Annotated in this window: 14 protein-coding genes; 9 read left to right on the top strand and 5 right to left on the bottom strand. The window is 64.9% G+C overall.

The genetic code is table 11. The features are described from left to right. The first annotated feature begins 9 nt into the window (after nt 1-9). From ACNJX8_RS40410 to ACNJX8_RS40385, 6 genes are all read left to right on the top strand, one after another. Nucleotides 10-1,524: an amidase gene (locus tag ACNJX8_RS40410; protein ID WP_439359099.1), complete on the top strand. Its 1,515-nt coding sequence runs from the start codon at nt 10-12 to the stop codon at nt 1,522-1,524. Between the two features lie 138 nt (nt 1,525-1,662). Further along, nucleotides 1,663-2,520, top strand: coding sequence for a branched-chain amino acid ABC transporter permease (locus tag ACNJX8_RS40405; protein WP_128940348.1), 858 nt, complete (start codon nt 1,663-1,665; stop codon nt 2,518-2,520). Between the two features lie 4 nt (nt 2,521-2,524). After that, entirely contained in the window at nt 2,525-3,742 is a 1,218-nt protein-coding gene (locus tag ACNJX8_RS40400) for a substrate-binding protein (RefSeq protein ID WP_128946652.1), read from the top strand. A gap of 6 nt (nt 3,743-3,748) precedes the next feature. Then, nucleotides 3,749-4,843 (top strand): branched-chain amino acid ABC transporter permease, encoded by a 1,095-nt coding sequence (locus tag ACNJX8_RS40395; protein ID WP_439359098.1) that lies wholly within the window; start codon nt 3,749-3,751, stop codon nt 4,841-4,843. Continuing rightward, nucleotides 4,833-5,564: an ABC transporter ATP-binding protein gene (locus ACNJX8_RS40390; RefSeq protein ID WP_439359097.1), complete on the top strand. Its 732-nt coding sequence runs from the start codon at nt 4,833-4,835 to the stop codon at nt 5,562-5,564. Before ACNJX8_RS40395 ends, ACNJX8_RS40390 begins: the two co-directional genes overlap by 11 nt. Continuing rightward, a complete protein-coding gene (locus tag ACNJX8_RS40385) occupies nt 5,557-6,252 on the top strand; it encodes a branched-chain amino acid ABC transporter ATP-binding protein (RefSeq protein WP_439359096.1) in 696 nt (231 codons plus the stop codon). The genes ACNJX8_RS40390 and ACNJX8_RS40385 overlap by 8 nt, the downstream gene beginning before the upstream one ends. 231 nt (nt 6,253-6,483) lie before the next feature. On the opposite strand, the gene ACNJX8_RS40380 is transcribed toward ACNJX8_RS40385, so the two are convergent. The 4 genes from ACNJX8_RS40380 to ACNJX8_RS40365 form a co-directional block, all read right to left on the bottom strand. Next, nucleotides 6,484-8,034 (bottom strand): L,D-transpeptidase family protein, encoded by a 1,551-nt coding sequence (locus ACNJX8_RS40380; protein ID WP_439359095.1) that lies wholly within the window; start codon nt 8,032-8,034, stop codon nt 6,484-6,486. Between the two features lie 637 nt (nt 8,035-8,671). Then, on the bottom strand, nt 8,672-9,634 hold the full coding sequence (locus ACNJX8_RS40375; protein ID WP_439359094.1) for an acetyl-CoA carboxylase carboxyltransferase subunit alpha: 963 nt from the start codon (nt 9,632-9,634) through the stop codon (nt 8,672-8,674). A gap of 302 nt (nt 9,635-9,936) precedes the next feature. Next, complete coding sequence (xerD, locus tag ACNJX8_RS40370) at nt 9,937-10,890, bottom strand: site-specific tyrosine recombinase XerD (protein WP_439359093.1); 954 nt, start codon at nt 10,888-10,890, stop codon at nt 9,937-9,939. Between the two features lie 17 nt (nt 10,891-10,907). Next, nucleotides 10,908-11,054 (bottom strand): histidine kinase, encoded by a 147-nt coding sequence (locus tag ACNJX8_RS40365; RefSeq protein WP_074116966.1) that lies wholly within the window; start codon nt 11,052-11,054, stop codon nt 10,908-10,910. Nucleotides 11,055-11,200: 146 nt separating this feature from the next. Here ACNJX8_RS40365 and ACNJX8_RS40360 point away from each other — a divergent pair, with 146 nt between their 5' ends. The 3 genes from ACNJX8_RS40360 (at nt 11,201) to ACNJX8_RS40350 (ending at nt 14,354) form a co-directional block, all read left to right on the top strand. Continuing rightward, nucleotides 11,201-11,812: a shikimate kinase gene (locus ACNJX8_RS40360; protein WP_439359092.1), complete on the top strand. Its 612-nt coding sequence runs from the start codon at nt 11,201-11,203 to the stop codon at nt 11,810-11,812. Next, nucleotides 11,809-12,957 carry a 3-dehydroquinate synthase gene (gene aroB, locus ACNJX8_RS40355; RefSeq protein WP_439359091.1) on the top strand — a complete coding sequence of 383 codons (1,149 nt, stop codon included), beginning with the start codon at nt 11,809-11,811 and terminating at the stop codon, nt 12,955-12,957. Before ACNJX8_RS40360 ends, aroB begins: the two co-directional genes overlap by 4 nt. A gap of 92 nt (nt 12,958-13,049) precedes the next feature. Beyond that, nucleotides 13,050-14,354 (top strand): HlyC/CorC family transporter, encoded by a 1,305-nt coding sequence (locus ACNJX8_RS40350; protein WP_091893423.1) that lies wholly within the window; start codon nt 13,050-13,052, stop codon nt 14,352-14,354. A gap of 53 nt (nt 14,355-14,407) precedes the next feature. Here ACNJX8_RS40350 and ACNJX8_RS40345 read toward each other — a convergent pair whose 3' ends face one another. Then, complete coding sequence (locus ACNJX8_RS40345; protein ID WP_439359090.1) at nt 14,408-14,677, bottom strand: BolA family protein; 270 nt, start codon at nt 14,675-14,677, stop codon at nt 14,408-14,410. Between the last annotated feature and the right edge of the window lie 40 nt (nt 14,678-14,717).

Raw genomic sequence — 14,717 nt, 5'->3', positions numbered from 1 at the left:
GAGAGCGCCGTGACAGTTGTCCTTCCCACGCCAGCCCAACTTCGCAGCGTCGCCGAGCAGTGCGGCCTTTCGCTGACCGACGACGACGTCGCCTCGTTCCGCGGCCTGATGCAGGGCTCGATCGAGGCCTACAATCTCGTGGCCACGATGCCGGACGAGGTGCCGGAGGTGAAATATCCCCGCACGCCGGGCTATCGGCCCTCAGCCGAAGAGAACCCCCGCAATGCCTGGTATCGCAAATCGATCGTGAAGGGCGCTGCCAGCGGCAAGCTCAAGGGCAAGACCGTTGCGCTGAAAGACAACATCATGCTGGCCGGCGTGCCCATGACCAACGGCTCGTCGACGCTGGAAGGCTATGTGCCCGATTTCGACGCCACCATCGTCACGCGCATGCTCGATGCCGGTGCCGAGATCGTCGGTAAAACCCATTGCGAGCATTTCTGCCTGTCCGGCGGCAGCCACACCGGCTCCTACGGGCCGGTGCACAATCCGCACAAGATGGGTTACTCGGCCGGCGGCTCGTCGTCAGGCTCGGCCGTCGTGGTCGCGCTCGGCGAGGTCGACATGGCGATCGGCGGCGATCAGGGCGGCTCGATCCGCATGCCGTCATCGTTCTGCGGCATCTACGGAATGAAGCCGACCTGGGGCCTCGTGCCCTATACCGGGATCATGCCGATCGAGATCTACGTCGACCATACCGGTCCGATGACCGCAACGGTCGCCGACAACGCGCTGCTGCTCGAAGTGCTCGCCGGCGACGACGGCTACGATCCGCGCATCAAGGCGCCGAAGGTCGAGGAATACACCAAGGCGCTCGGCCAGGGCGTCAAGGGCATGAAGATCGGCATCGTCAAGGAAGGCTTTGAGCAGCCGGGTGCGGAGGCCGCTGTAAATGAGAGCGTGCGCGAGGCGGCGAAACGCTTCAGGGATCTCGGAGCCAGCATCGAGACGGTGTCGATCCCGATGCACCTCTTGGGCGGCGCGATCTGGACCCCGATCGGCACCGAAGGCCTGACCCAGACCATGATGTTCGGCGACGGCTACGGCCTCAGCCGCGGCGATCTCTATTCGACCTCGCTGATGGACTTTCATCGCGGCTGGCGCCGGCAGGCCGATTCGCTGTCCGAGACCACGAAATTGTTCATGATGCTCGGCACCTACATCAACAACAATTTCGGCCCACGCTTCTACGGCAAGGCGCTCAACATCTCGCGACGGCTGACCGCGGCCTACGACAAGGCGTTCGGGGATTACGATCTGCTGCTGATGCCGACCACGCCGATGAAGGCGACGCCACTGCCGGCCCCCAATGCCAGCCGCGAGGATTACGTTGCCCGCGCGCTCGAGATGATCTCCAACACCGCGCCGTTCGACATCACCCATCATCCCGCGATGTCGCTGCCCTGCGGCATGGTCGATGGCCTGCCCGTCGGCCTGATGCTGGTCGGCCGCATGTTCGAGGAAGCCACGATCTATCGCGCCGCTCATGCCTTCGAGCAGATCGGCGACTGGAAGAAGATATGAGCGAGGCTTCGATGCAGGCGAACGGAGCGCCAGAGCGTTTTCGAGCGAAGTGGATACCGGTTCGCGTCAAGAAAACGCGTCAAAACAAGAATCCAGAGCCCCGTTCCGATTCCATCGGAGCGGGAAAGGCTCCGGCGCATGGCTAACGCGTTCGTCGCGGCGTTCGAGATCCTGAGCTTTGGCGCGATCATCGTCCTGATCGTGCTGGGGCTCGGGATCATCGCCAGCATGATGGGTATCTTCAACTTCGCGCAGGGCGAGTTCGTCCTGCTGGGGGCCTACATCACCTATCTCGCCTACGCCAAGGGATTGCCGATCTGGGCCGGCATGGCTGCGGCGCCCTTCGTGGTCGGCGCGCTCGGCTTCGTGCTGGAGGCGCTGATCATCCGCCGCTTCTACGCCGCGCCCATCGTCGCCATGCTCGGCACCTATGCGCTCGGCCTCATCATCCGCGAATCCGTGCGCGGCCTGATCGGCGGCTTCTATCTCACTGTGCCCGAACCGATCGGCGGCTCGATCGACATCGGCGCCATGCACATCTCGGCCTGGCGCTTCACCATCATCGTCATCACGCTCTTGGTGATGGGCGGCTGCTATCTGCTGCTGTCGCGCACGAGTTTTGGCCTGCGCGTGAGGGCGACGCTGGAGAATCCGTCGTTGGCGCGCGCGTCGGGCATCTCCACGCCACTGATCTACGGCGCCACGTTTGCGTTTGGCGCAGCGCTGGCCGGTCTTGCCGGTGCGCTGATCGTGCCGGTGTTCAGCCTGTTTGCCGATCTTGGCCTGCGCTTCCTGATCCAGGGTTTTGTCGCGGTCATGGTCGGCGGCGTCGGCTCCTTCATCGGCCCGGTCGCCGGCGCGGGCGTCATCGGCACGCTCAGCGCCGCGCTGCCCTGGGTGATGGCGCCCGTCGTCGCCGACGTGCTCGTCTTCGTGCTCGCCATTGTCTTCATCAAATTCCGCCCGCAGGGCCTCATCGCTGGAAAAGGGGTTTAGTCACATGTTCGATCGCACTCAGCTCTCACGGCGCCGCTTCCTCTCCAACTTTGCCTTTGCGTCCGGTGCGGTCGCAACCGGCGTCGGCAGCTGGGTGATCCCGGCGCCCTGGGCCAATGCGGCCGAAGCCCCGATCAAGGTCGGCATCGCCACCGACCTCACCGGCCCGATCGCCTATGCCGGCAATGCCGATGCCAACGTCGCCAAGATGGTGATCAAAGAGATCAACGCCGCCGGCGGCCTGCTCGGCCGCCCGCTCGAGCTCTATATCGAGGATACCGCCTCGAACGAATCGGTCGCGGTCGGCAACGTGCGAAAACTGATCCAGCGCGACAAGGTCGACATGGTGCTGGGCGGCATCACCTCCTCGATGCGCAACGCGATCAAGGATCCGATCGTGGCGCGCGGCAAGACGCTCTACATCTATCCGCAGCTTTACGAAGGCAAGGAGTGCACGCCCTACCTGTTCTGCACCGGCCCGACGCCGGCGCAGCAATGCGACGAGTTCATCCCCTGGCTGATCAAGAACGGCGGCAAGAAATTCGCGCTGCCGAGCGCCAACTATGTCTGGCCGCACACGCTCAACATCTATGCCCGCAAGGTGATCGAGGCGAATGGCGGCGAGGTCGTGTTCGAGGAATATTACCCGCTCGACCAGATCGACTTCTCCGCGACCGTCAACCGCATCATCTCCAACAAGGTCGATGTCGTCTTCAACACCGTCATTCCGCCGGGCGTCGGACCGTTCTTCAAGCAGCTCTATGAAGCCGGCTTTCTCAAGAACGGCGGAAGGCTCGCCTGCGTCTACTATGACGAGAACACGCTCAACATCAACCAGGCCGCCGAGATCGAGGGCCTCGCCAGCTGCCTCGACTATTTCAAGGTGCTGACCAAGGAGAACCCGTTCGACGCAAAGATCCAGGCGGCCTACGAGAAGGATTTCCCGGGCAACTTCCTGTTCGCCGCCGGCAGCGCCGCCACCGGCACCTATCGCGGCCTCAAGCTGTGGGAAGCCGCGGTCAAGGAGGCCGGCAAGATCGACCGCGAGTCGGTAGCCGCCGCGCTCGACCACGCCAAGATCGCCGAAGGTCCCGGCGGACCTGCCGAGATGATGCCAGGCAAGCGGCACTGCAAGATGAAGATGTACACCGCGGTCGCCAAGGGCGGAAACTACGAGATCGTCGCCCGCAGCAGCGGGCTCGTCGATCCCAAGGAATGCTGAGGCGGAATGCTGAAGCCGATGAGTGTGGTAAGAGAGGCCATCGCCGGCGACGAAGCGGACGACGCGATGGCTGAACGCGTGGCAGCGGGATGGGCCAGGGAACAAGTCAAGGCAGGACCAAAAGTCCTGCCGATCGTCGAAGGGGGCGTGCTCGTCGCCGCACTGCTCGCGCCGCTGGTGCTGCAGGACTATCTCACGGTATTCGCAACGCGCGTGATCATTCTCGCGCTGTTCGCACTGTCGTTCGACCTCGTCTGGGGCTACGCCGGGATCATGAGCTTCGGCCAGGCCCTGTTCTTCGGCTCGGCCGGCTACGGCGTCGCGCTGCTCGCGCGCGACCTCGACATCACCAACATCTTTCTGGTGCTGCCGGCGGGCACGTTGATCGGTCTCACCTTCGCGCTGCTGCTCGGCGGCTTCCTGCTGCTGGGGCGGCACCCTTCCAGCGTGATCTTCGTGTCGCTCGGCACGTTGACCGGCTCCTACGCTGCCGATCGCCTGGCGCGCGGCTGGTATTATCTCGGCGGCCAGAACGGCATCCCCTCGATCGCGCCGATGTCGCTCGGTGGTTACGAGTTTTCGGAAGGGCCGGCGTTCTATTATCTCGTGCTCGGCATCCTCGTCGTCGTCTACCTGCTCTGCCGCTTCCTGGTCCGCTCGCAGTTCGGCCTCTCGCTCGCGGGCCTGCGCGAGAACGAGCAGCGCATCGCTTTCTTCGGCTACAAGGCCCAGCATCTCAAAGCCATCATCTTCACCATCGGCGGCGCCATCGCAGGGCTTGCCGGCAGTCTCTACGCGTTCCACGAAGGATTCGTCTGGCCCAATATGGTCGGCGTCGTGGTCTCGACACAGGTGGTGCTCTACGTGCTATTCGGCGGCTCCGGCACGCTGATCGGCGCCATCATCGGCACCGTCATCGTCGAGGGCGTCAGCTTCTGGCTGTCGGACAATTACCGCGACGTCTGGCCGATCATTTTGGGCTTGTTGCTGTTGCTGGTGATCCTATTCCGGCCGCTCGGCCTGATCAGTTTTGTTCTCGGCGAACGTGAACGCGTCGGCAGCTTCGGTGCCAGGCAAAAGGAGACGCGCGATGCTCCTTGAAGCCGCCGGCATCAAGAAAGTCTTCGGCAAGCTCACCGCGCTCGATGGCGCGGCGCTCACCGTCGGCGAGAACGAGTTCCACGGGCTGATCGGTCCGAACGGCTCCGGCAAGAGCACGCTGATGAAATGCATCGCCGGGGCCGAGGTGCCGACGCAGGGCAAGGTGAGCTTCGTCAACACCGACATCACTGCCTTCACCCCGACCGAGCGCGCCCGCGCCGGCATGAGCCTGAAGTTCCAGATCACGTCCGTGTTGCCGTCGCTGACGCTGTACGACAACATCCTGCTCGCGCTGCAGGCACAGTGCTCGCTGTTCGATCTCGTGCTCTCGCGCACGCGCAGGCGGCTGCACGACCAGGTCATGACCATGCTGAGGCAATTTCGCCTCGCCGACCGCGCCTTCGACGCGGCCGCCGCGCTGTCGCACGGCCAGCAGCAATGGCTGGAAATCGCGATGGCGCTGGCGGGCAAGCCGAAGCTGCTGCTGCTCGACGAGCCGACCGGCGGCATGAGCCTGGAGGAGCGCCGCGTCACCGGCGAACTGCTCCAGCCGATCAAGCAGCATTGCTCGCTCGTCATCGTCGAACACGACCTCGATTTCATCCGCGACATCTGCGATCGCCTCACCGTGCTCGACCAGGGCAGGGTGCTGGCGTCGGGCACGGTGTCCGAAATCCAGGCCAACACATCCGTCCAGGAGATTTATCTGCGCCGTGCCTGAATTTTTGGACATCAAGCATCTCGACGCCGGTTATGGCCGCAGCCAGGTGCTGTTCGACGTCAGCCTCGGCATTCCCTGGTGCGGCGGCGTCGCCGTGCTCGGCCGCAACGGTGCTGGCAAGACCACGCTGATGAAGACCATCGTCGGCGAGCTGCCGGCCTGGAAGGGCGAGGTCGCCTTCGACGGCCGCGACATCAGCCGCCGCGCCACCCAGGAGCGCGTGCGCGCCGGCATCGGCTACGTGCCGCAGGAGCATTCGGTGTTCGCGCGCCTGTCGGTGCGCGACAATCTCGCGGTCGGCTCGCTCGCGAGGAAGGATAGCTCTGCGGTCGACCGGGTCCTGACCATCTTCCCAAAACTCGGCCAGCGCCTCGACCAGCCCGCCGGCACGCTCTCCGGCGGCGAGCGCAAGATGCTCGCCATCGGCCGCGCCATGCTGGGCGATCCAAAACTGCTGCTGCTCGACGAGCCGACCGAAGGCGTCTGGATCGGCGTGATCGAGGAGATCACCGAGCGCCTGATCGAACTCGCGAAGACCATCGCCGTGATCATCGTCGAGCAGCACCTCGACTTGGCGCTGCGCGTCGCCGACTACGCCTACGTGCTCGACCGCGGCAGGGTCGCGCTGCAAGGCGAGGCTGGTGAGGTGAGGGGCAATCCGGAGCTGATGCGGTATCTGGCGCCGTAGACGACGGCACGCAATGGCTTCCAAATCCTTCTTAACCTGCACCCTGCCAGTTCCGTCATCCTGAGGCGCGAGCCGCGCGGTGCAAGCGCACCGCACCGCGAGCCTCGAAGGATGCGCGGCCGAGCTGGTAGTCGGGCCGTCGCCCTTCGAGGGCCGCTGAAGAAGCGGCCACCTCAGGGTGACGGCGAGACGCTGTCGATCGAAGGAGACTGGACCGAAAGTCGCGGTGGGTTACTTCACCGCCCCAAACCGGCTGTCGAACGAGTTCGACTGCACCACCGGTGCGGCGCCGGCCAGCTGCCCACTGTCACCGGCGGCATCCGATACCGAGGGCTTCAGCGCCGGGCGCGTTGCGGCGAGGCGGGTGTCGGGCTTGGCCGGCTCGGCGGGCTTGGCGGCTACGGCCGGCTTCGGCGCGTCCTTGGCCGCATCCTTGGATTTGTCATGCCCCGGCACGAAGCGGGTCACTGCGGCCTTCAGCCTCGACGCTGCCGTGGGCGTGGTGGCCGGCGCGACGGACGCCGTGGCCTGCGGCGGAGGCGTGGTCGCCGTGGTGTCGGCCGTGCCGAGGCCCATCTTGCGGCCGAGGTTGGAGAAGAAGCCGCCGCCTTGAGATTTGTCTTGCGATTTCTCGGCCGGCGCAGCCGTGGCGACGCGCGTGTTGGTCGCGGGCGCGCTGCTAGCTGTGACCGGCTCTTCCTGTGGCGTGCTTGCTGCCGCATCGAGGTTCGGCTTGGGCGGATTGACGTGGCCGGGGATCGTGCCCGGCGCCTTCGCCATCGCCAGCATCTGCAGCGTGGTGCCTTCAGCGCCCTCCGACAGGCCGGTCGAGCCTTCCGGAATCTTGGCGGCGAAGATCTTGTTCATGCCACCGTCGATGCCGGTGTTCATGCGCGCCACCGGCGTGCCCTTGGCAACGAGCTTGGCGTATTCGGCTTCGTCCTTGACCTGCTTCTCGCGCACGGCGTTGGCGATGTCCTCGGGGATCACGTAGGCCGGGCACTTCGCCGAGGCGTCGAACACCGGGTCGCGCTTGGCGTCCGCCGGCTTCGCGGCATCGAACACGTATTTCTTCTCGCAGAAATCGACCTTCGGCTCCTGCCGCGTCACCTCGAAATGATCATAGCCTTCCTTGATCATCTTCCAGAAGGCCATGTTCGGATTGTTCCGGTGCTTGGCCATGTTCACCGGCGTCATCTTGAACGGATAGGCCTGGAGCTGGAACGCCTTCTGGCCGCCGAAGAAGGATTCGCGCCCCAGCGAATAGATCTCGGCGATCTGCTCGTCCGTCATTGCGTAACAGCCGCGCGACGAACAATCGCCATGCACCATCAGCTGCGAGCCGGTGCGGCCGAGCGCCTTGTCGAACGCGTTCGGATATCCGGTGTTGAACGACAGGTAATAAGCCGACTGCGGATTCATCTGGCTCGGATTGATCGAGTAGAATCCTTCCGGCGCCTGGCGATCGCCTTCGCGGACCTTGGGGCCGAGATCGCCCGACCAGCGGCAGATCGGATAGGTCTTGAGCAGCGCGAACTGGCCTGAGCGGGTCTGCTTCCAAACCTCGAGCTCGGCCTCCTGCTTGAACAGGCGGACCAGGATCGGCGATTGCAGGTCCATGTTCTTCTCGACCATCGCGGCGAGAAGCTTTGGCGGCACCGGCTGGTTGGCCTTGGCATTGGTCGCGAGCGAAACCTGGTCGGTGTCGCAGCCGGCCAGCACGACGCTGGCGGCAAGCGCAGCCGAAGCCAAAAGCGCGCGAGCAAGCGAACGAGAAATCAAGATGGACCCCACACCGTGCCGGGCAGCGAGCGCGAACCCCAATTCTTCTGGAGCACGGCCTGACCGGAAATCCGGACCCGTCGTGACGGGCTTTTTCAGACCACGCCCCAGCGCTTATGCCCTGAAGCCATTGATTAAAATTCTAACCTCTGGGTCATGTGGTCGCAACCCGAGCGGAGATCACGAGCCCGTTGGCCCAGTGGCATGGTCAACGAAGACTGAATGGACGCGACTTTGGACGTAACTTGGGACGTAACTTGGGCCTTTCGGCCGGATTGGAACAGAGATCGCTGATTTGGGCAAAAAAAGGGTTAATGCGGGGTTACCGGGAAGGTGGGGTTGCCCCAGCGTCAAACTCGGTGTCGTCCTGGCGAAAGCCAGGACCCATAACCACAGGGAGTGGTTTGGCGAAGACTCGTGGTTCGGTACTCCCAGCGTCCCCAATCGCGAGATTCCGCGGTATGGGTCCTGGCTTTCGCCAGGACGACGAGCTGAGAGCCATATTTGTCGTCGAACCCGGCCGAATCAGCCCAGACGGTCGCGCGGCTGGGAATGGTGGGCACGCTTCCGCCTTCGCTCTTCGAGCTACGGCGGACAAGTCGCTTTGCTCACCCAGCGAGACCGAGATCGGGACGAATCAGCCCAGTTTCCGGCCGATATCGAGGAATTTCTGCCGCCGCTGCTTGCGGATGGCGTCGCCGTCGAGGCCCCGGAGCTCGTCGAAGGCCTTGGCGATGGCGTCGCCAGTGGTGGCGATCATGGCGGCGGGGTCGCGGTGGGCGCCGCCGACCGGCTCTTTCAAAATGCTGTCGATCACGCCGAAGCGGAGCATGTCTTGGGCGGTGATCTTCATGTTGTTGGCGGCTTCCTGCGCCTTGGTGCCGTCGCGCCAGAGGATAGAGGAGGCGGCCTCCGGCGAGATCACGCTGTAGATCGCGTGCTCCAGCATCAACACTCTGTTGGCGGTGGTGATGGCGATGGCACCGCCCGACATGCCCTCGCCGGTGATGATGGCGACGTTCGGCACCGTCAGCGCCAGGCAGGCATCCGTCGAGCGCGCGATTGCCTCGGCCTGTCCCCGCTCCTCGGCGCCGATGCCGGGATAGGCGCCGGCGGAATCGGCAAGCGACAGCACCGGCAGGCCGAACCGCTCGGCCATCTCCATCAGCCGCACGCATTTGCGATAGCCTTCGGGCCGCGCCATGCCGAAATTGTGCCGGATGCGGCTTTCGGTGGAATCGCCCTTTTCCTGGCCCATCACGCAGATCGGCTCGCCGCGGAAGCGGCCGAAGCCGGCGACCAGCGCCTCGTCCTCGCCGAATTTGCGGTCGCCGGCCAGCGGCGTGAATTCGGTGATCAGGCCCTTGATGAAGTCGTTGAAATGCGGCCGCTGCGGGTGCCGCGCCACCAGCATCTTCTGCCACGGCGTCAGGTTCAGATAGAGGTCGGCCAGCGCCTGCGCCGCCTTGTCCTCGATCCGCCCGATCTCCTCGGCGATGTCGGTGCCGGCGGCCGCCAACATCCTGAGCTCGTCGACCTTGGAGTCGAGCTCGGCGACGGGCTTTTCGAAGTCGAGATAGCTGCGCATCTGGTCTGGCATCAACTCAATATAAGGGGACGGGGCGAGAGAGCGAAACGAGGTTAGGGTTGTGGAAAGAAGTGTAGCTTCTTCAATGGTTTGGCTTGTGTGCTCGTGAGACGCCAGCCAAATCAATCGTGAGGCCACGGCTCTTTCCGCGGAGATGTGGCCGAAGTCAAGGCGGATCGTCACCTCTCCCGCTTGCGGGAGAGGTCGCGCCGAAGGCGCGGGTGAGGGCTTTCTCTTCTTGGGGATTGTCCCTTTGCGGAGACACCCTCTCCCCAATCCCGCAAGCGGGAGAGGGAGTGCACCTCCCGCAAAAATTACTTCTCCGCCAGCGGGTGGAGGTCGCGCACCAGACTCTTCAGCCGCTCCTCGACCACATGGGTGTAGATCTGGGTCGTGGAGATGTCGGTGTGGCCGAGCAGGGTCTGCACGATGCGCAAATCGGCACCGTTATGCAGCAGGTGGCTGGCAAAGGCGTGGCGCAGCACGTGCGGGGAGACCAGCCGGGCCTGAAGCCCGGAGGCGACCGCGAGTTCCTTCAGATCGCGGGCAAAATGCTGGCGCGTCAGATGTCCGCTCTCGCCGAAGGAGGGAAACAGCCATTTCGAGGCGGCCACGCTGTTCTTCTTGTCAGCCTTTGCAGCTTCCGTCGCCGCGAGATAATCGGCCATCGCCTGCCGCGCGGCGTCGTTGAGCGGCACTAGGCGTTCCTTGTTGCCCTTGCCGCGCACCACGATCATGCGCGCATCGCGCTTGGCGGCCGAGCGCGGCAGTGCCACCAGCTCGGAGACGCGCAGGCCGGTGGCGTAGAGCACTTCGAGCAGGCAATAGAGCCGCAGAGCGCGCAGCCGTTTCGACGGCGAGGCATCCGCCTCGCTCAATTCCTTGGCGCGGCGGAGCATGCGGTCGACATCGGCAATCGACAGCACTTTTGGCAGGCCGCGGCCGCGCTTGGGTCCCGACAGGATCGCTGCGGGATCCTCGCTACGGATGCGCTCGTTGAGGAGAAAGCGGAACAGATGCCGCATCGCCGACAGCCGCCGCGCCACGCTGGTGGATTTGAAGCCGCGCGCATCGAGATCGGCGAGATAGTCGCGCAGGACTTGCGTCTCCGCATCCGCAAAACTGTGGCCGACACGGCCCAAAAATTCCGAGAAATCGGTGAGGTCGCGGCGGTAGGCATCGAGCGTGTTGGCCCCGGCGCCCTGTTCCGCCGCGAGCATGTCGAGGAACAGGCCGGTGAGCTTGCTATCGGAGGGCTTGGTGCGCATGCCCTGGAGTCTAGCTGCTATTTCTTGAGAAACTTGTCAGGCGGGATCGTCACCGTCATTTCCCGCGGCTTCGGACTGACGAAGTTCGCCAGCGCGAAGACCACGCCATAGACGATGCCGGCGATCACGGCGACGACCGTCAGGAAGCGGAACAGGCTGGGCATCGTGCTGGGGTCCGGAGGCCAAATTAACCAATGAAATCATCCAACATGTTCGCCGTTTCGTGGCAAGAGTCCTCTGGCGAGGCCCCCTGCGGGGTCGTATAGGTGGCGAAAGCATGCCGCCTTTGGCGGCAGATCGAGCGAGATCCATGACCGACGCCGCGTTGCCGCTATCCGGTTCGCCTGAGGCCGACATCCTGTCGGCGCTCGGGGCGCGCTCGATCGTGCTCGTCGGCATGATGGGGGTAGGCAAATCCACCATCGGCCGCCGCATGGCGGCGCGGCTCAAGCTGCCTTTCGTCGACGCCGACACCGAGATCGAGGCGGCGGCCGGCATGACCATACCGGAAATTTTCGAGCGCCATGGCGAGCCGCATTTCCGCGACGGCGAGGCCCGCGTGATCGCGCGGCTGCTGGACGGTGGGCCGATCGTACTCGCGACCGGCGGCGGCGCCTTCATGCGCGAGGAGACGCGCGCGCGCATCGCCGCGAAAGCGGTCTCGATCTGGCTCAAGGCCGACCACGACGTCATCATGCGTCGGGTGCGGCGCCGTGCCGATCGCCCGCTGCTCCAGACCGCCGATCCCGAAGGAACCGTGACGCGCCTGCTCACCGAGCGCGAGCCGGTCTATCGCCATGCCGACCTCACCATCGCCTCGCGCGACGTGCCGCACGACAAGATCGTCGAGGAATGCATCGAGACGCTGCACGCCCATCTCTGCGGCGTGCCGCCTGCTGACGTTGCGAGTGCCGTACGATGACTGCGCCCTTGAAACATTCCGATCCTGTCAATGTCGATGTCGCGCTGGGCGAGCGCGCCTATGACATCGTCATCGGCCGCGGCGTGCTGGCCTCGCTCGGCGAGCGCGTCGCGCGCTTGCGCCCCGGCGTGCGCACCGCTGTAGTGACCGACCGCACCGTTGCGAAATATTGGCTCGAACCCACCGAAGCTTCGCTTGCTGCCGCCGGAATCCCGACCGAGCGCATCGTGGTCGAGGAAGGCGAGATCTCCAAGACCTATGCCGGCCTGGAAAAGGTCAGCGAGGCCCTGATCGCCGCAAAAATCGAGCGCAACGATCTCGTCATCGCGCTCGGCGGCGGCGTGGTCGGCGATCTCGCCGGCTTTGCCGCGGCGATCCTGCGCCGCGGCGTCGATTTCGTGCAGGTGCCGACCTCGCTGCTGGCGCAGGTCGATTCATCCGTCGGCGGCAAGACCGGCATCAACTCGCCGCAGGGCAAGAACCTGCTCGGCGCCTTCCACCAGCCGGTGCTGGTCATCGCCGACACCGCCGTGCTCGATACGCTGTCGCCGCGGCAATTCCGCGCCGGCTATGCCGAGGTCGCCAAATATGGCGTGCTCGGCGACGAAGCTTTCTTCAGCTGGCTGGAGAAGAACCATGCCGACATCTTCAGGGGTGGCTCGGCGCGCGAGCATGCCATCGCGACGTCGTGCCGCGCCAAGGCCGGCGTCGTCTCGCGCGATGAGCGCGAAACCGGCGAGCGCGCGCTGCTCAATCTCGGCCATACCTTTGGTCACGCGCTGGAAGCGGCGACCGGCTTCTCCGACCGCCTGTTCCACGGCGAGGGCGTCGCCATCGGCATGACGCTGGCGGCGCAGTTCTCGGCCAGGCTCGGCATGATCGGCGAGCAGGACGCGACGCGCGTCGAGCGGCATCTGGTCGAGGCTGGCCTGCCGACGCGATTGCAGGACATCGCGGGTTTTGCCCAGGAAGGCCTTGCCGATGCCGACGCTCTGATGGCGCTGATGGCGCAGGACAAGAAGGTCAAGCGCGGCAAGCTCACCTTCATCCTGCTGGAGGCCGTCGGGCGCGCGGTGATCGCCAAGGATGTCGAGCCCGCCCCGGTGCGCGATTTCCTGCAAGAGAAGCTTGCGCAGAAGGCGTGATGCGCGGCTGAACGGCGCTAAAGCGTTTTCGCGCGAAGTGGATACCGGTTCGCGTCAAGACAACGCGTCCAAACAAGAAGCTAGAGTGGTGCATGGACTGGCTCGGATTCACCATCGTTGTCCTCTGCCTCCTGGTCTCGGCGTTCTTCGCCGCGAGCGAGACCGCGCTGACCGGCGCCTCGCGCTCCAGCATGCTCAGGCTCTCCAAGCAGGGCAATCACGACGCCGACGTCGTCTCGCAGCTGCTCGACATGCGCGAGCGCCTGATCGGCGCGCTGCTGCTCGGCAACAACATCGCCAATATCGGCTCCTCCGCGATCGCCACCGCGATATTCACGGCCTGGTTCGGTGATGTCGGCGTGCTCTATGCGACCGGGGTGATGACGGCGCTGGTCGTGATCTTCGCGGAGGTTCTGCCGAAGACCATCGCCATCAACGCGCCGGACCGCGTGGCGCTTGCGGTCGCACGCCCGATGCGGCTGACCATGTACGTGCTGGGGCCGCTGCTGCGCATCGTGGAAGTCATTGTGCGCCTGTTGCTGCGCCTGTTTGGCCTCGCCGGCGAGCATCAGGCGATCCTGTCGCCGACCGAGCGCCTGCGCGGCGCGGTCGACCTGTTGCACCACGAAGGCAAGTTCGAGAAGCATGACCGCGACATGCTTGGCGGCCTGCTCGATCTGCGCGAGCTCCAGGTCTCCGACGTCATGATCCATCGCACCGAGATGATGATGATCAATGCCGATTTGCCGCCGGAAGAGCTGGTGCGCGAGGTGCTGGCGACCGAATACACCCGCATCCCGCTCTGGCGCGAGAAGCCCGAGAACATCATCGGCGTGCTCCACGCCAAGGATCTCCTGCGCGCAATCCGTGCCTCCGACGGCGACACCTCGCGGATCGATGTCTCCACCATCGCGCTGCCGCCCTGGTTCGTGCCGGAGATGCGCCCGGTCTCCGAGCAGCTCAAGGCGTTCCGCCGTCGCAAGACCCATTTCGCGCTCGTCGTCGACGAGTACGGCGAGGTTGAAGGGCTCGTGACGCTGGAAGACATTTTGGAGGAGATCGTCGGCGATATCTCCGACGAGCACGACGTCGTGGTCGCCGGCGTGCGCGCCCAGCCGGACGGCTCGGTCGTGGTCGACGGCTCGGTGCCGATCCGCGATCTCAACCGCGCCATGGACTGGCACCTGCCCGACGAGGAGGCGACCACGGTGGCCGGCCTCGTCATTCACGAGGCCCGCTCGATCCCCGACCGCGGCCAGAGCTTCACCTTCCACGGCTTCCGTTTCCGCGTCCTCCGCCGCGAACGCAACCGCATCACCGCGCTCCGCATCTCGCCGGTGCCGCGCGAGGCCGAGCTGGAGGAGGCAAAGCCGAGGAGGGCCGGGACGTCGTTTTGATGTCGCTTACCCTCCCCTGGAGGGGGCCCTCATCAGGGGAGGGTAAGAGGAGATCACCCTTCCCCCGGCGCCTTCGCGTGGATCGCGAGCGCGTGGACGCCGCTGGCGAGTTCCGCAGCCAGCGCCGAATTTATCATGCGGTGGCGATCGACCCGGCTCTTCCCTTTGAAGGCCTCAGACACGATATAAACACGGAAGTGCGTCTCGCCGCTCGGCCGATGGCCGGCGTGACCCTCATGCAAATGTGACTCGTCGACGACCTGCAGGCTTTCCGGCTTGAAAGCTTCTTGCAACCTGTTGCTGATAGTGTCTCTGATAGCCATGTGTGTGCCATTAAGGTGCGCGGTCGCACCCCGTCAATAC

It is taken from the genome of Bradyrhizobium sp. SPXBL-04, from assembly GCF_051853035.1.
GTDB classification, from domain to species: Bacteria; Pseudomonadota; Alphaproteobacteria; order Rhizobiales; family Xanthobacteraceae; genus Bradyrhizobium; species Bradyrhizobium zhanjiangense.
Note: the sequence above shows the minus strand (reverse complement) of the source record. Positions and strands in the feature narration are given on the sequence as shown.